17 protein-coding genes are annotated in these 21126 nt (G+C 68.4%); 8 read left to right on the forward strand and 9 right to left on the reverse strand.

Annotated features, from left to right (window positions below; all coding sequences use genetic code 11):
* Positions 1–130 precede the first annotated feature (130 nt).
* The 9 genes from phaC (RN02_RS30320) to RN02_RS30360 all read right to left on the reverse strand — a co-directional run bounded on the left by phaC (RN02_RS30320) (position 131) and on the right by RN02_RS30360 (position 12633).
* A complete protein-coding gene (gene phaC, locus RN02_RS30320; protein WP_043319131.1) occupies positions 131–1813 on the reverse strand; it encodes a class II poly(R)-hydroxyalkanoic acid synthase in 1683 nt (560 codons plus the stop codon).
* A 178-nt stretch (positions 1814–1991) separates the two neighbouring features.
* The gene (phaZ, locus tag RN02_RS30325) at positions 1992–3002 is read right to left on the reverse strand and encodes a poly(3-hydroxyalkanoate) depolymerase (protein WP_236695238.1); all 1011 of its coding nucleotides are present in this window, start codon (positions 3000–3002) and stop codon (positions 1992–1994) included.
* On the reverse strand, positions 2999–4678 hold the full coding sequence (phaC, locus tag RN02_RS30330; RefSeq protein ID WP_043319133.1) for a class II poly(R)-hydroxyalkanoic acid synthase: 1680 nt from the start codon (positions 4676–4678) through the stop codon (positions 2999–3001). The genes phaZ and phaC (RN02_RS30330) overlap by 4 nt, the downstream gene beginning before the upstream one ends.
* 396 nt (positions 4679–5074) lie before the next feature.
* Positions 5075–5446, reverse strand: coding sequence for a gamma-butyrobetaine hydroxylase-like domain-containing protein (locus tag RN02_RS30335; RefSeq protein ID WP_009615423.1), 372 nt, complete (start codon positions 5444–5446; stop codon positions 5075–5077).
* Positions 5447–5611: 165 nt separating this feature from the next.
* A complete protein-coding gene (gene hslU, locus RN02_RS30340) occupies positions 5612–6952 on the reverse strand; it encodes an ATP-dependent protease ATPase subunit HslU (protein WP_043319135.1) in 1341 nt (446 codons plus the stop codon).
* A gap of 29 nt (positions 6953–6981) precedes the next feature.
* On the reverse strand, positions 6982–7518 hold the full coding sequence (gene hslV, locus RN02_RS30345; protein ID WP_024128800.1) for an ATP-dependent protease subunit HslV: 537 nt from the start codon (positions 7516–7518) through the stop codon (positions 6982–6984).
* A 155-nt stretch (positions 7519–7673) separates the two neighbouring features.
* Positions 7674–8462 (reverse strand): SPOR domain-containing protein, encoded by a 789-nt coding sequence (locus RN02_RS30350; RefSeq protein WP_043319138.1) that lies wholly within the window; start codon positions 8460–8462, stop codon positions 7674–7676.
* Between the two features lie 6 nt (positions 8463–8468).
* Complete coding sequence (gene argS / locus RN02_RS30355) at positions 8469–10208, reverse strand: arginine--tRNA ligase (protein WP_043319139.1); 1740 nt, start codon at positions 10206–10208, stop codon at positions 8469–8471.
* Between the two features lie 205 nt (positions 10209–10413).
* Entirely contained in the window at positions 10414–12633 is a 2220-nt protein-coding gene (locus tag RN02_RS30360; protein ID WP_043319141.1) for a primosomal protein N', read from the reverse strand.
* A 220-nt stretch (positions 12634–12853) separates the two neighbouring features.
* Between RN02_RS30360 and rpmE the strand changes: the two genes are divergently transcribed.
* From rpmE to RN02_RS30400, 8 genes are all read left to right on the forward strand, one after another.
* Positions 12854–13069 (forward strand): 50S ribosomal protein L31, encoded by a 216-nt coding sequence (rpmE, locus tag RN02_RS30365; RefSeq protein ID WP_009615432.1) that lies wholly within the window; start codon positions 12854–12856, stop codon positions 13067–13069.
* A gap of 23 nt (positions 13070–13092) precedes the next feature.
* A complete protein-coding gene (locus RN02_RS30370; protein ID WP_043269420.1) occupies positions 13093–13899 on the forward strand; it encodes a thermonuclease family protein in 807 nt (268 codons plus the stop codon).
* Positions 13896–15347, forward strand: coding sequence for a M48 family metalloprotease (locus tag RN02_RS30375; RefSeq protein ID WP_043319143.1), 1452 nt, complete (start codon positions 13896–13898; stop codon positions 15345–15347). The genes RN02_RS30370 and RN02_RS30375 overlap by 4 nt, the downstream gene beginning before the upstream one ends.
* A 104-nt stretch (positions 15348–15451) precedes the next feature.
* Entirely contained in the window at positions 15452–16720 is a 1269-nt protein-coding gene (locus RN02_RS30380) for a malic enzyme-like NAD(P)-binding protein (RefSeq protein ID WP_043269415.1), read from the forward strand.
* A gap of 643 nt (positions 16721–17363) precedes the next feature.
* Positions 17364–18710 (forward strand): NfeD family protein, encoded by a 1347-nt coding sequence (locus RN02_RS30385; RefSeq protein WP_043319146.1) that lies wholly within the window; start codon positions 17364–17366, stop codon positions 18708–18710.
* Positions 18707–19474, forward strand: coding sequence for a slipin family protein (locus RN02_RS30390; protein ID WP_141766302.1), 768 nt, complete (start codon positions 18707–18709; stop codon positions 19472–19474). The genes RN02_RS30385 and RN02_RS30390 overlap by 4 nt, the downstream gene beginning before the upstream one ends.
* Before the next feature lie 93 nt (positions 19475–19567).
* On the forward strand, positions 19568–20341 hold the full coding sequence (locus tag RN02_RS30395) for a phosphatase PAP2 family protein (RefSeq protein ID WP_043269411.1): 774 nt from the start codon (positions 19568–19570) through the stop codon (positions 20339–20341).
* Positions 20342–20390: 49 nt separating this feature from the next.
* Positions 20391–21119: a substrate-binding periplasmic protein gene (locus RN02_RS30400; RefSeq protein WP_043319149.1), complete on the forward strand. Its 729-nt coding sequence runs from the start codon at positions 20391–20393 to the stop codon at positions 21117–21119.
* The last annotated feature ends 7 nt before the right edge of the window (positions 21120–21126 follow it).

Here is a 21126-nt window from a genome sequence, read left to right on the forward strand (position 1 = left end):
CGATGCGCCGGGGCCACAGCCAACGCCCAGGTCAACCCCGGAGCCGCCGGAAACCAAGGCCAAACGGCGGATAACGCCGTAGGCGTTATGCGCCCTACGTCAGACCTGTCCGGTACAGCTCCATCGAGACTCACCGCTCGTGCACGTAAGTCCCCGGCGCCGCTTCCATCGGCGGGTGCTCGGCGTTGCCCAGTTCGAAGCTCACCGGCCGGCGTTCGCCCGAGCGTTCCTGGATCCACGCCAGCCACACCGGCCACCAGCTGCCTTCCTGGCGCTGGGTGTCGTAGTACCAGGCGCGCGGGTCGGAGGCGAGCTTGCCGTTCTCGAAGTAGCAGGCCTTGGGGTTGCCCGGCGGGTTGAGGATGCTCTGGATGTGCCCGCTGTTGGACAGCACGAAGCGGCTGTCGCCGCCCAGCAGCAGGGCCGAGCGGTAGACCGCGTCCCAGGGGGTGATGTGGTCGGTGATGCCGGCGACGTGGAAGTTGTCCACCGCCACCTTCTTCAGGTCGATGGGCGTGCCGCAGATTTCCATGGCGCCGGGGCGGGCCAGCGGGTTGTGTTTGAAGAAGTCGAGGAAGTCGCCGTGCAGCGCCGCCGGCAGGCGGGTGTTGTCGTTGTTCCAGTAGAGGATGTCGAAGGCCGGCGGCAGCTTGCCCAGCAGGTAGTTGTTGACCCAGTAGTTCCACACCAGGTCGTTGGGGCGCATCCAGGCGAACACCTTGGCCATGTCCTTGCCCTCCAGCACGCCGTGCTGGTAGGAGCGGCGCTTGGTGCTTTCCAGCGTCTGCTCGTCGGCGAACAGCGCCGCCGGGGTTTCCACCTGGCTGTCCAGCAGGCTCACCAGGTAGGTGGCGCTGGCGATCTTGCGCAGTTGCCGGCGCGCCTGCAGGTGGCCCTGCAGCGCGGCGATGGTCAGGCCGCCGGAGCAGGCGCCCATCAGGTTGACGCTGCGGCTGCCGCTGATCGAGCGGACCACCTCGATGGCCTCGTCCAGGGCCTTCACGTAGGTCGACAGGCCCCACTCGCGGTGGCGCGCATCGGGGTTGCGCCAGCTGACCATGAACAGCTGCAGGTTGTTCTTCAGGGCGTACTGGACGAAGCTCTTTTCCGGGCTCAGGTCGAAGATGTAGTACTTGTTGATCTGCGGCGGGACGATCAGCAGCGGCTTGGCGTGCAGGTGCTCGCCCAGGGGCTTGTACTGGATGAGTTCGAGCATCTCGCTGCGGAACACCACGGCGCCCGGGGTGGTGGCCAGGTTGCGGCCGACCTCGAAGGCGTGCTTGTTGACCTGGCTGGGCATGCCGCCGTTGTGCAGCAGGTCGTCGAGCAGATGGCGGCCGCCCTTGAGCAGGCTCTGCCCGCCGGTGTTGAACAGCTCCTTCACCGCCAGCGGGTTGATCAGGCTGTTGGTCGGCGCCATGGCGTCGGCGAACAGCGACAGCAGGAAGCGCGCGCGGGCGCGGTCGTCGCCGTCCAGGTCGCTCTCGTCGATCCACGCCAGCAGTTGCTGCTGCCAGGCCAGGTAGGCCTGCAGGGTGCGCCGGTAGAAGGGGTTGAGGCGCCAGGACGGGTCCTGGAAGCGGCTGTCCTGGGGGTTGGGCTGCAACGGCGAGTCACCCAGCAGCACGTGGCCCATCTGCTTGCCGAAGGCCGCCAGGTGGCGGGCGCTGTGCAGCGGCCGGCGCACGCCCTGGACGGCGAGCTGGCGCAGGGTGGACAGCATGTCCTTGCCGCGCAGGCCGACCATGGCGCTCTGGGCGTTCATGAAGTCGGCGGGGGCCGGCAGCCTGCCGGTGCTGGAGTTCTCTCGCATGTGCAGCTCTCCCTGGGAAAAGAACCGTCGTCAGTCGGGCGCAGCAAGGCCCGTACCAGAATCGGCGCAGGTGCATTCCTGACGCACGCAGGGGCTGAAGCATAGGCACGAATCGGCGCGCCTGCCGGTCACCGACGATGAACGTGCACTGTTACGAGGCGATGATCGAGGCCGGGGGTCAGCCGGCCTTGGGGGCGAACGGGCGCGGGTGCATGACCGCGCGCTGCCGTTCCTCGGCGAGGAACTTCATGATGATCGGCGCCACCGTCTCGGCGCGGGTCACCAGGAACAGGTGGCCATCGTCGATCACGTGCAGCTCCGCGTTGGGGATGCGCCAGGCCAGCAGGCGCATGTTCACCAGCGGGATGATCGGGTCGTCGTCGCCGGCCAGCACCAGGGTCGGCTGCTGGATGCGGTGCAGCCAGTGGATGCTGGTCCAGCCCAGGCCGGCGAACAGCTGCCAGTAGTAGCCCAGCTTGCCCGAGGAGCGCACCTTGGCGGCGAAGGCCATGGCCAGCCGGGGATCGCGGCGGAAGGCCCCGCCGTAGATGTCCGGGGCGATGTGCGCGCCATAGGATGGCTGGATGTAGCGCCGCGGGCTGGCCATGCGCCAGAGCACCTTGGGCTTGCCCGGGACCATCACCGCCCCGGCGGCGGTGGCCGCCAGGATCAGCTTCTTGCAGCGCTCGGGGTAGTCGTGGGCGAACTGCTGGGCCAGGGCCCCGCCCCAGGACACGCCGATGGCGGTGACCTGCCCGTAGTCCAGGTAATCGAGCATGCGCGCGGCCAGCTTGGCCAGGCCGGGGAAGCGGTAGGGCGTGCTCGGCGTGGACGAGCCGCCGACGCCGGGCACGTCGAAGGCGATCACCTCCAGGTCCGGGTCCAGCGCGGCGACGAAGGGGAACACCAGCTCCAGGTTGGCGCCGATGCCGTTGAAGATCAGCAGCGGCGTCATGTGCCCCTTGCCCGGGCGCACGGCGGTGCGGATGGTCTGCCCGTCGAGGTCGATGGTGCGGAACACGAAGGGCTGCGGGGCGAGCACGCGCGCCCGCGTCTCGGCCGGCTGCTGCGGCTCGGCCGCCTTGGCGGCGGGGCGCGCCTTGCGCTGGCGCGTGGCCTGCGGCGCCGGCTCGGGCTGGGCCGGCGCCTCCTGCTGCGCGGTGGCGTCGGGGAGGTTTTCTGTCTTCATCGTTCGTGTACGTAGGTGCCGGGGGATGCTTCGCCAGCCGGGTGGGCCTTGTTGCCCAGGGCGGTCGGCGCCTTTTTCAGCTTGCCCGCGCGCTCGGCCAGCCACTGTTGCCAGTGCAGCCACCAGGAGTCGGCGTGCTTGCTCGAGTTTTCCTGCCAGGTCTTCGGATCGACGGACAGGTCCGGGCCGGTCATGAAGCGGGCCTTGGGGTTGCCCGGCGGGTTGAGGATGCTCTGGATGTGCCCGCTGTTGGAAAGGATGAACTCGCACTTGCCGCCGAGCAGGCGCGCCGAGCGGTAGCAGGCTTCCCAGGGGGTGATGTGGTCGCTGAGGCCGGCCACGCAGTAGAAGTCGCAGGTGACCTGCCTGAGGTCGATGGGCGTGCCGCCCACTTCCAGGGCGCCGGGGCGGGTCAGCGGGTTGCTCTTGAACATCTCCACCAGCTCGCCGTGCAGCGCGGCCGGCAGGCGCGTGGTGTCGTTGTTCCAGAACAGGATGTCGAAGGCCGGCGGCTCGTTGCCCAGCAGGTAGTTGTTGACCCAGTAGTTCCAGATCAGGTCGTTGGGGCGCATCCAGGCGAACACCTTGGCCATGTCCTTGCCCTCCAGCACGCCGGACTGGTAGGAACGGCGCTTGGCGGCTTCCAGGGTCTTCTCGTCGGCGAACAGGGCGACGGTGGTGTCCAGCTCGAAGTCCAGCACGCTGACCATCTGGGTGAAGGCGTGCACCTTCTCCTCGCCCAGGGCCGCGTAGTGGCCGAGCAGGGTGACGGTGGTGATGCCGCCGGAACAGGCGCCGAGCATGTTCAGGTCCTTGCTGCCGGTGATGGCCAGGACCACGTCGATGGCTTCCTTGAGCGCCTCGATGTAGGTGGTCAGGCCCCATTCGCGCTGGGCCTTGGTCGGGTTGCGCCAACTGACGATGAAGGTCTGCACCTGGTTGCGCAGGCAGAAGCGCGCCAGGCTCTTCTCCGGCGACAGGTCGAAGACGTAGAACTTGTTGATCTGCGGCGGCACCACCAGCAGCGGGCGCTCGTGCACGCTCTCGGTGATCGGCCGGTACTGGATCAGCTCCAGCACGTCGTTGCGGAACACCACCGCGCCCTCGGTCAGGGCCAGGTTCTTGCCGACCTCGAAGGCGTCCATGTTGACCTGGCTGGGCATGCCGCCGTTGTTCACCAGGTCCTTGGCCAGGTGGCTGAGGCCGTCGAGCAGGCTCTTGCCGCCGGTCTCGAAGAAGCGCTTGACCGCGGCCGGGTTGCTCAGGGTGTTGGTCGGCGCCATGGCTTCGGTCATGAGGTTGATGACGAACTGGCCGCGGTTGATGTCCTGGGGCGACAGGTCGCTGTTGCCGATCCACTGCTGCAGCTCCTTGCGCCAGGCCAGGTAGGTCTGCAGGTAGCGGCGGTACAGCGGGTTCTGGCTCCAGGCCGGGTCGTTGAAGCGGCGGTCGTCGTCGGCCGGGCGCAGCTGCGAGGTACCGAGCAGGACATTCTTCAGCTCCAGGCCGAAATGGCCGACGTGCTTGACGCTGTGGAAGGGCTGCCGGAGGGCCTGCAGCAGCACCATGCGGGCAGTGGACAACAAATCCTTGCCGCGAATGCCTATCACCGGGTTGAGGTTCAGGGTGTTTTCCGCGGCTTGCTGGGGCAGATCGTTGTTCTTCTTTTCGGTCATCGGCGACGCTCCATTGTCCTGAGACGAATACTGGCGGGGCTGCACCTAGGTGACGGGCCAAGTACTGCTCGGGTTAGCGGAACGTGGAGCAGGCTCCACGCAGGTCAACACTTGGCGGCATCGCTGGGGTCCTGGGCCCGCGTCTGCAACGGCGTTGCACTGACTTGGTTACCCGAGATTCCCCCGCCGCGCAAGCTGGTGCAGCGTGGTTCCCTGCGCCCGAGTATGTCGCGAAAGATTAGAAAACGCGCCCTAGAGCGCTCGCTCGTCCGCGGCTCGAACACGGGGAACACGCGGTTTCCAGTGTGCAGGGCGAATGTTGCAAATGACGTGCCCTGATCGGGGGCAGGAGGATGGCGAGGCGCCGGCGCCGGGTAAACCGGCGCAAAGGTGGGTTCAGAGCATCAGCCGGACCACCGACTCGTCGGGGTCGCGGGACTTGCCGGCGGCGGCCAGCTCGGCGAGGTATTCGGCCCACAGCTGGTCCTTGCGGGTGCACAGCTGGTAGAGGTAGTCCCAGCTGTACAGGCCGCTGTCGTGGCCGTCGTCGAAGGTCAGCTTGAGCGCATACTGCCCGGCCGGCTCCAGGCCGATGAGGGCGACGTTCAGCTTGCCGACCTGCAGCACCGGGTTGCCATGCCCCTGCACCTCGGCCGAGGGCGAGTGCACGCGCAGGAACTCGGCGGAGAGGTCGTAGGACTGCTCGCCGTACTTCAGCGTGAGGGTGCGCGAGGCCTTGTGCAGCTGGATGGCGGTGGGGATGTGCATGGGAAACTCCGACTAAAGGCTGCTCTTCGTAGGATGGGTTGAGCTTGCGAAACCCATGCGGTTGCGGTGATGGGTATCGCTGCGCTCAACACCATCCTACGACGGTGAGGGGCATCGGCTTTTCGCTCTTGCCTATAGCTTCCAGCCTATAGCCTCCAGCGGCTGTTAGAGAATATACCGCGACAGATCCTCGTCCTGCGCCAGCTCGCCCAGGTGGCCGTTGACGTAGGCGGCGTCGATCACGATCGGCTTGTCGCTGTGCTCGCTGGCCAGGTCCGCGGCGTCGAAGGAGACTTCCTCCAGCAGGCGTTCCAGCAGCGTGTGCAGGCGGCGGGCGCCGATGTTCTCGGTCTTCTCGTTGACCTGCCAGGCGATCTCCGCCAGGCGCTGGATGCCGTCGTCGGCGAAGGCGATGTCCAGGCCCTCGGTCTTGAGCAGCGCGGTGTACTGCTCGGTGAGCGAGGCGTGCGGCTCGCGCAGGATGCGCTTGAAGTCGTCCGGGCTCAGGGCCTTGAGCTCGACGCGGATCGGCAGGCGGCCCTGCAGCTCCGGCACCAGGTCGCTGGGCTTGGACAGGTGGAAGGCGCCCGAGGCGATGAACAGGATGTGGTCGGTCTTGACCATGCCCAGCTTGGTGTTGACGGTGCAGCCCTCGATCAGCGGCAGCAGGTCGCGCTGCACGCCCTCGCGGGAGACGTCGGCGCCGCCGACGTTACCGCGCTTGGCGATCTTGTCGATCTCGTCGATGAAGACGATGCCGTTCTGCTCCACGGCTTCCAGGGCGCGGGCCTTGAGGTCTTCCTCGTTGACCAGGCGCTGGGCCTCCTCGTCGCGGATCAGCTTCATGGCCTCGGCGACCTTCAGCTTGCGCGTCTTGCGCTTGCCCTTGCCCATGTTGGAGAACAGGTTCTGCAACTGGTTGGTCATCTCCTCCATGCCGGGCGGCGCCATGATTTCCACGCCGGCCGGGACGTCGGCCACTTCGATGTCGATTTCCTTGTCGTCCAGCTGGCCTTCGCGCAGGCGCTTGCGGAACAGCTGGCGGGTGTTGGAGTCCTCGCGCGCCGGCTCGTCGCCGAAGCCCGCGGTGCGCGCCGGCGGCAGCAGGGCGTCGAGGATGCGTTCCTCGGCGGCGTCCTCGGCGCGGTACTTGACCTTCTGCACTTCCTGCTCGCGGAGCATCTTGATGGCGGCGTCGGCCAGGTCGCGGATGATCGACTCGACGTCGCGGCCGACGTAGCCCACCTCGGTGAACTTTGTCGCTTCCACCTTGATGAACGGGGCGTTGGCCAGCTTGGCCAGGCGCCGGGCGATCTCGGTCTTGCCCACGCCGGTGGGGCCGATCATCAGGATGTTCTTCGGCGTCACCTCGGCGCGCAGCTCGGCCGGCAGCTGCATGCGCCGCCAGCGGTTGCGCAGGGCGATGGCCACGGCGCGCTTGGCGTCGTCCTGGCCGATGATGTGGCGGTTGAGTTCGTGGACGATCTCGCGGGGAGTCATGGACATTTGTTCGGCTACTCCGGAGCGACAGGGCCTCAGACGGCGCTGTCGAGCTCCTCGATGGTGAGGTTCTGGTTGGTGAACACGCAAATGGAGCCGGCGATGTTCAGCGCCGTTTCGGCGATCTCGCGGGCGGACATGGCGTCATCGGCCTTTTGCAGCAGGGCCATGGCCGCGGCCTGGGCGAAGCCGCCGCCGGAGCCCATGGCGATCAGGCCGTGCTCGGGTTCGACCACGTCGCCGTTGCCGGTGATGATCAGCGAGGCGTCCTTGTTGGCCACCGCCAGCATGGCTTCCAGGCGGCTCAGGGAGCGGTCGGTGCGCCAGTCCTTGGCCAGCTCGACGGCGGCGCGGACCAGGTGCCCCTGGTGCTTTTCAAGCTGCTGCTCGAAGCGTTCGAAGAGAGTGAAGGCGTCGGCGGTGGCGCCGGCGAAACCGGCCAGCACCTGGCCGTGGTAGAGGCGGCGGACCTTCTTCGCGTTGCCTTTCATGACGGTGTTGCCAAGGGAAACCTGGCCGTCGCCGCCCATGACGACTTTGCCGTTGCGGCGGACAGAAACGATAGTGGTCAAGGGGGAGTTCTCCACACAGCGGGGCATTGGTGCCCGAATGCGGAGTCATATGGGGATGAAGGACGCGGCCTTCAAGGCAGGGCGACGGACGTGCCTTGAAGGCGGTGTCCTGCGGGCGCCGCGCGAGCCCGCCCAAGGCGGGCCCGCGCGGGGCTTCAGCGGGTCTGGCGCTGCTGTAACAGCAGGTTGCTGAAGCCGTTGGCCGACAGTTGTTTCTGCGCCGCGGAAACCTGCGAGCGGTCGCTGAACGGGCCGACCATCACCCGGTACCAGGTCTCGTCGCGCACCGCGCCGGATTCCACCCGCGCGCTCTGGCCGAGGAGGATCACCTGGGCGCGCACGCGGTCGGCGTCGGCCTGCTTGCGGAACGAACCGGCCTGCAGGAAGAACTGGGTGGCGGCCACCGCCGGCGGGGCGATCGGCTTGCTCGCCGGGGCCGTGGCCGGCGGCGTGGCCTTGGCCTGGGCGGCCGGTTGCTGCGCCGTTGCCGGTTGCGGCGGCGTGGCCGGCTTGACCACCGCCGGCGGCGGCGGAACCTGGCCGTTGAGCGCGGCCTGGGCGCGGGCGGCGTCGATCTTTGCCGCTTCCTCCGGGGTGCTGACCACCGTCGGCGTCTGCGGTTTCTCCGGCACGGCTTCCGGCGGCACCACCACTTCCGAGCCCGGCAGCAGGGTGTAGAAGTCGTACTTGGGCTTCACCGCGATGGCCGCCGGCGGCTGCGCCGGCGTGGCCGGCTTGGCGCCCTGGGCGATGCCCGGCTTCTGCTGCTCGGGCTTCTCCCGGCGCACGTCGTTGCGGCCCGGTTCCAGCTTCGTCAGGAACATGATGAAGCCGCCGATGGCAAGGCCTGCGACCAGCCACACCCAGCCGGGGACCGAGGTCTTCTTGGCCGGGGCCTGGTAGCGGCTGGCGCCGCGCTTGGGAGCGGGTTTCTTCTTGGCCATGGAGGGTTACATGCGTTCCAGGGTTTCCAGGCCCAGCAGTTCCAGGCCCTGCTTGAGGGTGCGGCCCGTCAGTGCGGCCAGTTTCAGGCGGCTTTCCTGCTGCTCCGGGGTCTGCGCGGCGAGGATCGGGCAGTGCTCGTAGAAGCTGGAGAACAGCCCGGCCAGTTCGTACAGGTAGGCGCAGAGGATGTGCGGCACGCCCTTGAGCGCGACATTGTTGAGCAGGTCGCCGAACTGCGCCAGCTGGGCGGCCAGGGCCTGCTCCTGCGGGGCTTCCAGGACGATCTTGCCGCCGACCTCGTCATAGCCCTTGCCCAGCTTGCGGAAGATGCTGGCCACGCGGGTGTAGGCGTAGAGCAGGTAGGGCGCGGTGTTGCCCTCGAAGCTGAGCATCTGCTCGAAGTTGAAGCTGTAGTCGCTGGTGCGGTGCTTCGACAGGTCGGCGTACTTCACCGCGCCGATGCCCACGGCATGGGCGATGTGGCGCAGTTCGTCCTCGCCCAGCTCGGGGTTTTTGGCCTTGACCAGGGTGTAGGCGCGTTCCTCGGCTTCGTCGAGCAGGTCGATCAGCTTCACGGTGCCGCCGTCGCGGGTCTTGAACGGCTTGCCGTCGGCGCCGTTCATGGTGCCGAAGCCCATGTGCTCCAGGTCCATGCCGGCCGGGACGAAGCCGGCGCGGCGCGCCACCTCGAACACCTGCTGGAAGTGCAGGGCCTGGCGCTGGTCGACGAAGTACAGCACGCGGTCGCAGTGCAGCACCTTGTTGCGGTAGCGCATCGCCGCCAGGTCGGTGGTGGCGTACAGGTAGCCGCCGCCGGCCTTCTGCACGATCACCGGCAGCGGGTTGCCTTCGGCGTTCTTGAACTCGTCGAGGAACACGCACAGGGCGCCGTCGTCCTCGGTCAGCAGGCCCTTGGCCTTGAGTTCGTCGACCACGTTGGCGAGGTCGTCGTTGTAGGCGCTCTCGCCCTTGACGTCGGCCATGGTCAGCTTCACGCCCAGCTGGTCGTAGACCTTCTGGCAGTGCGACAGGGAGATTTCGTTGAAGCGCGTCCACAGGCGCAGGCACTCGGCGTCGCCGGCCTGCAGCTTGACCACCAGTTCGCGGGCGCGGTCGGCGAACTCGGCGGACTCGTCGAAACGCTTCTTGGCGGCGCGGTAGAAGACTTCCAGGTCGTGCAGCTCGGCCTGGGCGTCCACCGGCTGCTCTTCCAGGTAGGCCAGCAGCATGCCGAACTGGGTGCCCCAGTCGCCGACGTGGTTCTGGCGGATCACGGTGTCGCCGAGGAATTCCAGCACGCGGGCCACGGCATCGCCGATGATGGTCGAGCGCAGGTGGCCGACGTGCATCTCCTTGGCCAGGTTCGGCGAGGACATGTCGATGGCCACGCGCTGCGCCGGGCCGGCCTTGCGCACGCCCAGGTGGTCGTCGCCCAGGGCGGCGTCGAGGCTCGCGGCCAGCCAGGCCTGGTCCTGGAAGAAGTTGAGGAAGCCGGGGCCGGCGATCTCCACCTTGGCCACCTGCGGGTTGGCCGGCAGCGCGGCGACCAGCTTGGTGGCCAGGTCGCGCGGCTTCAGGCCGGCGGGCTTGGCCAGCATCATGGCGATGTTGCTGGCGTAGTCGCCGTGGCTGCGGTCCTTGGTGGTCTCGACCTGGATGTCCGGGCTCAGCCCGGCCGGCAGGGTGCCGTCCTCGACGAGGCTGGCGAGGGCGTGCTGGATCAGCTGGCGGATGGTGTCTTTCATGGCGTTTCTCCGTGCTCGCGCGCGACTCGGGGCGCTCGACCGCATATCTGGCTCAGAACCGCGCATTATCGGTGCCTGAAGGGCGCAGCAGCAAGCCGTAAGCTTAAAGCTACAAGCAAAAGCCCTTCCGTACCTTGATTTGCCCCAGTCAGATCGCCGCTTTTGCTTTTTTCAGCTTTCAGCTTTCAGCTTCCAACTGCTCTTTCTAGAACAAATCGATCGGATCGACGTCCAGCGACCAGCGCACCTGGCGCCCGCCGGGCATGCTTTCGAGGATCGGCAGCCAGCACGACAGCAGGCGGTGCAGCGGCACGCGGGCGCTGCTCATCAGCAGCAGCTGGGCGCGGAAGCGGCCGGCGCGGCGTTCCATGGGCGCCGGCACCGGGCCGAGCAGCTCGACGTCGCTGCCCAGCTGCGCCTGCAGGCGCTCGGCTTCGGCGCAGGCTTCTTCGAGGAAGCCTTCGGCCTGGCCCGGCTTGTGCGCCTCGGCGCGCAGCAGGGCCAGGTGGCAGAACGGCGGCAGGCCGGCGGCGCGGCGCTCGGCCAGGGCCTGGTCGGCGAAGGCGAAGTAGCCCTGCTCGGTGAGTTGCACCAGCAGCGGGTGGTCGGCCAGGTGCGTCTGGATCAGCACCCGGCCGGGCTCCTCGGCGCGGCCGGCGCGGCCGGCGACCTGGACGATCTGCTGGGCCATGCGCTCGCTGGCGCGGAAGTCGGCGGAGAACAGCCCGCCGTCGGCGTCGAGGATGGCCACCAGGGTGACGCGCGGGAAGTGGTGGCCCTTGGCGAGCATCTGGGTGCCGACCAGGATGCACGGCTCGCCCTTGTTGATGGTGGCGAACAGGTCGCGCATGGCGTGCTTGCGCGAGGTGCTGTCGCGGTCGATGCGCAGCACCGGGTAGTCGGGGAAGAGGATGCGCAGGCGCTCCTCGGCGCGCTCGGTGCCGGCGCCGACCGGGCGCAGGTCCAGTTGGCCGCACTTGGGGCATTGGCGCGGCGGGCGCTCGCGGTGGTCACAGTGGTGGCAGCGCAGCTCGCCGGAGCCCTGGTGCAGTGTCATGCGCGCGTCGCAGCGCGGGCACTGGCTGATCCAGCCGCAGTCGTGGCACAGCAGGGTCGGGGCGAAGCCGCGGCGGTTCAGGTACACCAGCACCTGCTGGCCGGCGCCGAGGGTTTCGCCGATGGCCCGTTGCAGCGGCATCGACAGGCCGGCGTCCAGCGGCAGGCTCTTCACGTCCAGGCGCTGGAACTTCGGCGCCTGGGCGCCGCCGGCGCGCTGCGTCAGGCGCAGCAGGCCGTAGCGGCCGCTGGCGGCGTTGTGCAGGCTTTCCAGCGAGGGTGTGGCCGAGCCGAGCAGGATCGGCACCTTCTCCAGGCGCGCGCGCACCAGGGCCAGGTCGCGGGCGTGGTAGCGCAGGCCTTCCTGCTGTTTATAGGAGGCGTCGTGCTCCTCGTCGATGATGATCAGCCCGGGGTTCTTCAGCGGGGTGAACAGCGCCGAGCGGGTGCCGATGACGATGTCCGCCTCGCCGTCGCGCGCCGCCAGCCAGGCGTCCAGGCGCTCGCGGTCGGTCAGCGCCGAGTGCAGCAGGGCGATGCGCGCGTTGAAGCGGCGCTCGAAGCGGCTCAGCGTCTGCGGGCCGAGGTTGATCTCCGGGATCAGCACCAGCGCCTGCTTGCCGGCCTCCAGCACCTGGTGGATCAGCTGCAGGTAGACCTCGGTCTTGCCGCTGCCGGTGACGCCGGCCAGCAGGTAGCTGTGGAAGGCGCCGAAGCCGGCGCGCACCGCTTCGCAGGCGGCGCGCTGCTCGGCGTTGAGCGGCAGCTCGGCCTGGGCCAGCCAGCCGCCGTGGTGTTCCGCCGGCACGTGGCGGCGGCTCTCCAGCGTGGCCAGGCCCTTTTCCACCAGCAGGTCGAGGCTGTCCTTGTTGATGCCCAACTGGCTCAGCAGTTCATGGAGCACGCCGTGGGGGTGCTGCTGCAGCGTCTGCAGGGCCTGGCGCTGGCGCGGCGCGCGGGCCAGGCGCGGATCGTCCAGGCGCGCGCCGGGGACGGCGAGCCAGAAGCGCTGCACCCGCGCCTCGGCCGGCTCGCCCTGGCGCAGCAGGTTGGGCAGCGCCCAGGACAGGGTGTCGCCGAGGCTGTGCTGGTAGTACTGCGCGGTCCAGCGGCACAGCTCCAGCAGGTGCGCCGGCAGCGGCGGCTCGCGGTCGAGCACGGCCAGCGCCGGGCGCAGCTTGTCCTCGGGCACTTGCGAGCTGTCCGCCAGCTCCACCAGCACGCCGACGATCTCGCGGCGGCCGAAGGGCACGCGCAGGCGCACGCCGGGCTGCAGGCGGCTGGGGTCGAGCCCGCGCGGCGGCAGGTAGTCGAACAGGCGGCGCAGCGGCGAGGGCAGGGCGAGGCGCAGGATGCTGGGTCGGGGCACGCTGTGGGCTTTCCGGGGCGTCGTGAGGCGGCGATCTTAGCACGGGCCGCGGCGACGGTCGGTCGGCGCCCCGACTTGCGCTGGACAAAGTCTCTGGTATGATCCACGCCCTTAATTTGCGTGCGGTGCCCGGTAAAAGATCCCGCCCGCGGTCCTCGAAGGCCGTGGCTCGGCTTCTGCCAGAGACTGGGTGGCGGCACACCAACCAGAGGAAGACATCATGAAACCGGAAATCCATCCCGCGTACGAAGAAATCGAAGCCACCTGCAGCTGCGGCAACGTGATCAAGACCCGTTCGACCCTGTGCAAAGGCATCCACCTGGACGTCTGCTCCGAATGCCACCCGTTCTACACCGGCAAGCAGAAAGTCGTGGACACCGGCGGCCGTATCGATCGCTTCAACCAGCGCTTCGCCATGTTCGGCGGCAAGAAGTAAGAGCGATTTCCGGAAAAGCCCCGATGGCCTTTCCCGATCTGCTGAAAAAGGCGCCCCTGCGGGGCGCCTTTTTTGTGCTCGCGATTTGCCTGGGCGCACCGGCCCTGGCGGCGTCCTGCCCGGCGCCCAGCGGCGCCGGCACGGTGCGCGTGGCGCGGGTGGTGGATGGCGACACCCTGAAGCTGGCCGATGGCCGCAACGTGCGCCTGATCGGCGTCAACGCCCCGGAACTGGCCCACGGCGGGCGCAGCACCGAGCCCTTCGCCGAGGCCGCGCGGCAACGCCTGCAGGCGCTGGTGGCGGCCAACGACGGCGAATTAGGGTTGCGGCTCGGACGCCAGGGCAAGGACCATTACGGTCGCACCCTGGCCCACCTGTACGACCGCCAGGGGCGCAACATCGAGGCGCAACTGCTGGCCGAGGGCCTGGGCTACCTGGTGGCGGTGGCGCCCAACACCGAGTTGACCGCCTGCCAGCAGGCCGCCGAGCGCGAGGCGCGCAAGGCCGGCCGCGGCCTGTGGAAACGCCCGCCGGTGCGGGACGCGCAAAGCCTGCGCCAGAGCGGCTTCGTCATCGTCCGCGGGCGCGTCGCCCAGGTGCAGCGCAACCGCGGTGGCCTGTGGCTGGAGATGGACGGTTCGCTGGTCCTGCGGATCGAGCCTAAGCTGTTGAAAGCGTTCGATAAGCGCACGTTGGCGGCGCTGCCCGGGCGCACCCTGGAAGCGCGCGGCTGGGTGATCGACCGCGCCGCGCGCGGCGCCGTGAAACCGGGGCAGGCACGCTGGATGCTGCCCATCACCGACCCGGCCATGCTGGAGCTGCTGCCATGACCAAGACAAGGATGCTGTTGCTCACCTGCCTGTTCACGCTGGGCGGCGTGCTGGGCGGCTGCGCGGTCAACCCCGCCACCGGCGAGACCGACTTCGTCACCATGAGCGAGCAGGACGAGCTGGCCCTCGGCCGCCAGGCCAGCCAGGAAGCGGCCAAGCAGTACCCGCGCTACGCCGACGAGAAGCTCCAGGCCTACGTCCAACAGGTGGGCGAACGCGTCGCCCGGGTCGGCGACCGGCCCACCCTGCAGTACCGCTTCACCGTGGTCGACAGCCCCGACATCAACGCCTTCGCCCTGCCCGGCGGCTACATCTATATTCACCGCGGGCTGATGGCCTACCTCAATTCCGAAGCCGAGCTGGCCGCGGTGCTGGGCCACGAGATCGGCCACGTCACCGCCCGCCACAGCGTGCGCCAGCAGAGCCAGGCCAGCGCCTGGAACGTGCTCGGCGCGGCCGTGGCCATCGGCACCGGGGTCAGCGCCGCCGGCGACCTCACCAACGTCCTCGGCACCGCCGTGGTGCGCGGCTACGGCCGCGACATGGAGCTGCAGGCCGACGGCCTGGGCGCCAAGTACCTGGCCCGCGCCGGCTATGACCCCAAGGCGATGATCCAGGTGGTGCGGGTGCTGAAGAACCAGGAGGACTACGCCCGCCAGGTCGCCCAGGCCAAGGGCGAGGCGGTGCAGCCGGTGGGCTACCACGGGCTGTTCGACACCCACCCGGACAACGACCGGCGCCTGCAGGAGGTGCTGGGCCCGGCCCAGGCCCTGGCCGGCGGCCAGCAGGAGGTCGGCCGCGACCGCTACCTGAAAGCCATCGACGGCATGCCCTTCGGTGATTCCGCCGAGTCCGGCATCCGTCGCGGGCAAAGCTTCTACCACGGCGAACTGGGCTTCACCCTCAGCTATCCCAGGGGCTGGGGCATGCTCAACCAGCCCACCGCGCTGATCGGCTACCCCGAGGACCAGCAGGCCTACATCGGCATGAAGCTGGTGCCACGCGACGGCCAACTGAGCCCGCTGGAATACCTGCGCAAGGGCGCCGGCGGCCGCCTGACCGACGAGCAGGAACTGAACCAGGCCGGCCTGAAGGGCGCCAGCGCGGTGATCCCCGGTTCGCCCGCGCGACGTGTGGCGGTGATCTACAAGGACCAGGGCGCCTACCTGTTCGTGGGTGTGGTCAAAGGCCGCGCCTCGCTGGAAAGCCGCGACGCCGAGTTCCTCTCGGTGATCCGCAGTTTCCGCCCGTTGCGCGCCGACGAACGGAAGCTGGCCGAGCCGCGGCGCCTGCAGCTGGTCCAGGCGAGGGCCGGGCAAAGCCTGGAACAGCTGGCAAAGGGCGGAAACGAGCCGGAATCTGACGCGATTTCTCGTATACGATTACTCAATGATTTGTATCCAACCGCTCAGCCAAAACCCGGGGAATGGTTGAAAATCGTGCGTTAGCAGCATTGACACCGGAGCCCTGAAGCTATCTTGGCAGGCGCTTTCTTCCCGCGTATGCTCGGTCGCCCGTCTGTCCAACAAGCAATAAAGCGGAAGTGCCAAAAATGTCTGATCTCAAGACCGCTGCCCTCGAATATCACGCGCAACCCCGCCCCGGGAAACTCAGCGTCGAGCTGACCAAGCCCACCGTCACCGCCCGCGACCTGTCGCTGGCCTACAGCCCGGGCGTGGCCGAGCCGGTCCGCGAGATCGCCCGTGACGCCGAACTGGCCTACAAGTACACCGGCAAGGGCAACCTGGTCGCGGTGATCTCCGACGGCACCGCCATCCTCGGCCTGGGCAACCTCGGCCCGCTGGCCTCCAAGCCGGTCATGGAAGGCAAGGGCGTGCTGTTCAAGCGTTTCGCCGGCATCGACGTGTTCGACATCGAGGTCGACGCCGAGAGCCCGCAGGCCTTCATCGACACCGTCAAGCGCATCTCCATCACCTTCGGCGGCATCAACCTGGAAGACATCAAGGCGCCGGAGTGCTTCGAGATCGAGCGCGCGCTGATCGAGCAGTGCGACATCCCGGTGTTCCACGATGACCAGCATGGCACCGCCATCGTCACCGCCGCCGGCATGCTCAACGCCCTGGAAATCGCGGGCAAGAACCTGGAAAGCGCGAAGATCGTCTGCCTGGGCGCCGGCGCCGCCGCCATCTCCTGCATGAAGCTGCTGGTGAGCATGGGCGCCAAGGTCGAGAACATCTACATGATCGACCGCCAGGGCGTGATCCACGCCGGCCGCACCGACCTGAACCAGTACAAGGCGGTGTTCGCCACCGAGACCGACAAGCGCACCCTGGCCGACGCCCTGGAAGGCGCGGACGTGTTCGTCGGCCTGTCCGGCGCCAACCTGCTCAGCGCCGAAGACCTCAAGCGCATGGCGCCGAACCCGATCGTCTTCGCCTGCTCCAACCCGGACCCGGAGATCAAGCCGGAACTGGCCCACGCCACCCGCAACGACGTGATCATGGCCACCGGCCGTTCGGACTACCCGAACCAGGTGAACAACGTGCTGGGCTTCCCCTTCATCTTCCGCGGTGCCCTGGACGTGCGCGCCACCCGCATCAACGAAGAGATGAAGATCGCCGCCGCCCTGGCCCTGCGCGACCTGGCCAAGGAGCCGGTGCCCAAGGACGTGTGCGAGGCCTACGGCGTATCGTCCCTGGAGTTCGGCCGCGAGTACATCATCCCGAAACCCATGGACAAGCGCCTGATCACCGTGGTCTCCGATGCCGTGGCCAAGGCCGCCATCGAGAGCGGCGTGGCTACCCTGCCGTATCCGAAGCACTATCCGCTGCAGTCGGTGGAAGACGTGTTCAAGGGCTGACCGGGCCGCTCTCTTCGGCTTGAGGCCGAAGGTGAAAGCGCCGTTTCTTCCGTGAGGGGGGAACGGCGTTTTCGTTTGTGCATCGGCGCGGGGCGGATGAATCGCGGGCGGCGTCCGCTCCTACCGTATGAGCGAGCATGGCTTTTCGTAGGATGGTGTTGAGCGAAGCGATACCCATCACCGCCACCGCATGGGTTTCGCAAGCTCAACCCATCCTACGAAGAGCGCCTCGGCGTGGCCCGCGAGACAGGTGCTCCTCCGCATCCCTCACCCCAGCCCTCTCCCAGGGGGAGAGGGGGCTAGTCCGTGCCGAGAGAAGGCTTGGTTTCAGCCGGTAGTCCCTGTGCTAGCCGGCTAACGCCGAAACATCAGCGCACTCCGAACGGTCCCCTCTCCCTTCAGGGCGGGGCGCGCAGCCGAGGGTTAGGGAGAGGGAGCGGAGCCAAGCCAGGGCAGCGGAATCGCCGGGGAGTTCCATTCGCGAGCAAGCTCGCTCCTACGAGAAGCCGGCTAGGAGTTCTCCCGCAAAACACCCTGCAACAGCCTGTCACGGGCATCCCGGGGCAGGGGACTATGCTGTAGGAAGGCGCCGCCCCTTCATTCGCCCGCGGCGCCGCTTCGGTCCTGGCCGGGGAGGCGTGCCATGTCCACGCTGTTTCGCCGCTGCGCTTTGCTCCTGCTGCTGTTCGCGGCCGGGGCGCTGGCGGCCCCTCCGGCGGTGGTGCTGACGGTGGACGGGGCCATCGGCCCGGCGACTTCCGACTACGTAGTGCGCGGCCTGCAACGCGCCGTGGACGAGGGCGCGCCTCTGGTGGTGCTGCGCATGGACACCCCCGGCGGGCTGGACAGCGCCATGCGCGACATCGTCAAGGCGATCCTCACCAGCCCCATCCCCGTGGTCGGCTACGTCGCCCCCAGCGGCGCGCGGGCGGCCAGCGCCGGCACCTACATCCTCTACGCCTGCCACCTCGCCGCCATGGCCCCGGGCACCAACCTGGGCGCCGCCACCCCGGTGCAGATCGGCGCGCCCGGCGCCCCGGAAAAGCCCCAGGGCAAGGACGGCAAGCCAGCCGTCAGCGAGGAAGACACCCTCAAGCGCAAGCAGGTCAACGACGCGGCGGCCTACATCCGCGGCCTGGCGCAGCTGCGCGGGCGCAATGCCGAATGGGCCGAGCGCGCGGTGCGCGAGGCGGTCAGCCTGTCCGCCGAAGAAGCCATGAAGCAGAAGGTCGTCGACCTGCAGGCCGGCGACCTCGACCAGTTGCTGCGCGCCATCGACGGGCGCAAGGTGCAGGTGGCTGGGCAGGCGCTGAGCATCCACAGCGCCGGTCTCGCCTGGGTCGAGCACCAGCCCGACTGGCGCACCCGCCTGCTGGCGGTGATCACCGACCCCAGCGTAGCGCTGCTGTTGCTGATGATCGGCGTGTACGGACTGATCTTCGAATTTGCCAACCCCGGCCTGGCGCTGCCCGGCGTACTCGGCGGCATCTGCCTGCTGCTCGGGCTCTACGCCATGCAACTGCTGCCGGTGAACTACGCGGGGGTGGCGCTGATCGTCCTCGGCCTGGCCTTCATGGCCGCCGAGGCCTTCGTGCCCAGCTACGGCAGCCTGGGCATCGGCGGCATCGCCGCCTTCGTGATCGGCGGGCTGATCCTGCTGGACACCGACGCGCCGGGCTTCGGCATTCCCCTGGGGCTGATCGTCGGCGTGGCCACGGTCAGCGCGCTGTTCATCGCCGGGGTGCTGGGCGTGGCCATGAAGAGCCGGCAGCGCCAGGTGGTCAGCGGCGCGGCCGGCCTGGTGGGCAGCCTGGCGACCGTGGACGCGGTGGCCGACGGGGATGCCCACGCCGGCTGGGTACAACTGCAGGGCGAACAGTGGCAGGTCCGCTGCGCCCGGACCCTGCGCGCCGGCCAGCGGGTCAAGGTGCTGGCGCGCGACGGCCTGCGCCTGGAGGTGGCGGCCGACGACGAATCGGGAGGTGACTGATGGGTATTCCCTTCGGACTGCTGGTGGCGCTGGTCCTGCTGCTGATGCTGGTGGCCAGCGCCCTGCGCATCCTGCGCGAATACGAACGCGGGGTGGTGTTCCAGCTCGGCCGTTTCTGGAAGGTCAAGGGCCCGGGGTTGGTGCTGGTGATCCCGGTGGTGCAGCAGATGGTCCGCGTCGACCTGCGCACCGTGGTGCTCGACGTGCCGCCGCAGGACGTGATCTCCCGCGACAATGTCTCGGTGAAGGTCAACGCGGTGGTGTACTTCCGCGTGCTCGATCCGCAGAAGGCCATCATCCAGGTGGAGAACTTCCTCGCCGCCACCAGCCAGCTGGCCCAGACCACGCTGCGCGCGGTGCTCGGCAAGCACGAGCTGGACGAGATGCTGGCCGAGCGCGAGCGCCTGAACCTGGACATCCAGAAGGTGCTGGACGCGCAGACCGACGCCTGGGGCATCAAGGTGGCCAACGTCGAGATCAAGCACGTCGACCTCAACGAGTCCATGGTCCGCGCCATCGCCCGCCAGGCCGAGGCCGAGCGCGAGCGGCGGGCCAAGGTGATCCATGCCGAGGGCGAGCTACAGGCCTCGGAGAAGCTGATGCAGGCCGCGCAGATGCTCTCCCGCGAGCCCGGCGCCATGCAGCTGCGCTACATGCAGACGCTGGGCAGCATCGCCGGCGACAAGAACTCCACCATCGTCTTCCCCATGCCCATCGACCTGCTCAAGGGGCTGCTCGAAACAAATGGACAGACTAAGAAGTGACTGACGGCAGGTCGGATGGGACTGAGGCGTCTACCCTGTAGGTTTTCTGAAAATTCCTTACCGTCCCCTAGCGGACGGACTACGGGGGAAACCATGAGCTACCGCAACCTGGCGGCCCTGACCCTAGTGTCATCCGCCCTTTTCGCCGGCTGCGCCGGCTCCCCGCAGATGAGCTGGTCGCGCGTCGGCGACTCCGCCCAGCGCGCCGTCCTCGACCCCGGCACCTGGGCGCCGGTGGCCGGCGCCGCGGTGATCGCCGCCGGCAACTGGGACCACAAGTGGCAGAAGTCCGCGGCCAACCACGAGTGGCTGTTCGGCGGCGACGCCAACTCCGCCGCCGACCACATGCTCAACGCCAGCACCGCGCTGAGCGTGGTCACCGGCCTGGTGGCCGCGCCCAGGGGCAGCGAGGGCGAGGAGAAGTGGGCCTGGCGCGGGCGCAACCTGGCGCTGCTGGCCACCGACCGCTACGCGGTGACCGGCCTGGTGGAGGAGTGGAAGGAGGTGTCCGGGCGCGACCGCCCCGACGGCATTCCCGACGACTCCTTCCCTTCCAAGCACACGGCCGTGACCGCCGTGCACAACAGTTTCACCCGGCGCAACCTGGACTACATCGACATGGACCCGACCCTGCGCTTCACCGCCAAGGCCGGGCTCTACACGGTGGACGGGCTGACCGCGCTGGCGCGGGTGGAAGGCTCCAAGCACTACCCAACCGATACTTTGGTGGGCATGGCGGTGGGTAATCTCGCCGCCAACTTCACCTACAATCTGTTCCTTGAGGGATCGCCAGACAGCGCCTATTCCTTCGGCGTTCTGCCCGAAGCCGGTGGGGGAATGAGCCTGCGCGCGGCGATGCTTTTCTGAGTCCGCCCGCTTGCCGGTAGCGGGGCGCGGGCCTCGAGCAAGGAGAGCCATGCTGCTGCGTGCCCTGCTGATCGCCCTGGCCTTGCCGTTCTGCGCCCAGGCCGAAGAGCCGCTGAACCTGGTCGCCGACCGCTGGCCGCCCTATGCCGACGCGCAGATGCCCGGCCGCGGCCTGGCGGTGCATTTCGTCAGCACCGCGCTGACCCGCGCCGGCTACGCCATCCACTACGCCGAGGTGCCCTGGCCGCGGGCCCTGCACGGGGTGCGCAACGGCGAGTACGACGTGCTGGTGGATTCTTGGTACAGCGCCGAGCGCGAGACCTTCGGGCAGTATTCCGAGCCCTACCTGGTGAACCGCCTGCGCTTCCTCAAGCGCAAGGGCTCGCCCATCGTCTTCGAGCGCCTGGCCGACCTCTACCCGTTCCGCATCGCCGTGGTCCGCGGCTACAGCTACACCCCCGAGTTCAATGAGGACCGCCGGCTGCACAAGGTGCCGGTGCTGTCCTTCCCCAACGCCGCGATGATGGTGGTCGCCGGCCGCGTCGAGCTGACTCTGGAGGACGAGTGGACCGCCCGCTACATCCTCGAACACGACCTGAAGGATGAGCGCCACAAGCTGGAGTTCCTGCCTCAGCCGCTGTCGGAGAACCCGCTGTACATCCTGGTCAGCCGCGCCAACCCGCGCCACGCGCAGATAATCGAAGACTTCAACCGCGAACTGCGGCTGATGCGCGAGGACGGCAGCTACGACGCCTTCATGGACCTGCGCGGGCCCTGAGCCGGGC

The sequence above is a fragment of the Pseudomonas sp. PI1 genome, from assembly GCF_000812405.1.
In the GTDB taxonomy this organism is placed as follows: domain Bacteria; phylum Pseudomonadota; class Gammaproteobacteria; order Pseudomonadales; family Pseudomonadaceae; genus Pseudomonas; species Pseudomonas citronellolis.

Bases quoted from the DNA above. Each gene is read 5' to 3' on its own strand.
- phaC (WP_043319131.1), bottom strand. From the start codon at position 1,813: ATGCGAGAGAACTCCAGCACCGGCAGGCTGCCGGCCCCCGCCGACTTC.
- phaZ (WP_236695238.1), bottom strand. From the start codon at position 3,002: ATGAAGACAGAAAACCTCCCCGACGCCACCGCGCAGCAGGAGGCGCCG.
- phaC (WP_043319133.1), bottom strand. From the start codon at position 4,678: ATGACCGAAAAGAAGAACAACGATCTGCCCCAGCAAGCCGCGGAAAAC.
- RN02_RS30335 (WP_009615423.1), bottom strand. From the start codon at position 5,446: ATGCACATCCCCACCGCCATCCAGCTGCACAAGGCCTCGCGCACCCTC.
- hslU (WP_043319135.1), bottom strand. From the start codon at position 6,952: ATGTCCATGACTCCCCGCGAGATCGTCCACGAACTCAACCGCCACATC.
- RN02_RS30350 (WP_043319138.1), bottom strand. From the start codon at position 8,462: ATGGCCAAGAAGAAACCCGCTCCCAAGCGCGGCGCCAGCCGCTACCAG.
- argS (WP_043319139.1), bottom strand. From the start codon at position 10,208: ATGAAAGACACCATCCGCCAGCTGATCCAGCACGCCCTCGCCAGCCTC.
- rpmE (WP_009615432.1), top strand. From the start codon at position 12,854: ATGAAACCGGAAATCCATCCCGCGTACGAAGAAATCGAAGCCACCTGC.
- RN02_RS30370 (WP_043269420.1), top strand. From the start codon at position 13,093: ATGGCCTTTCCCGATCTGCTGAAAAAGGCGCCCCTGCGGGGCGCCTTT.
- RN02_RS30375 (WP_043319143.1), top strand. From the start codon at position 13,896: ATGACCAAGACAAGGATGCTGTTGCTCACCTGCCTGTTCACGCTGGGC.
- RN02_RS30380 (WP_043269415.1), top strand. From the start codon at position 15,452: ATGTCTGATCTCAAGACCGCTGCCCTCGAATATCACGCGCAACCCCGC.
- RN02_RS30385 (WP_043319146.1), top strand. From the start codon at position 17,364: ATGTCCACGCTGTTTCGCCGCTGCGCTTTGCTCCTGCTGCTGTTCGCG.
- RN02_RS30395 (WP_043269411.1), top strand. From the start codon at position 19,568: ATGAGCTACCGCAACCTGGCGGCCCTGACCCTAGTGTCATCCGCCCTT.
- RN02_RS30400 (WP_043319149.1), top strand. From the start codon at position 20,391: ATGCTGCTGCGTGCCCTGCTGATCGCCCTGGCCTTGCCGTTCTGCGCC.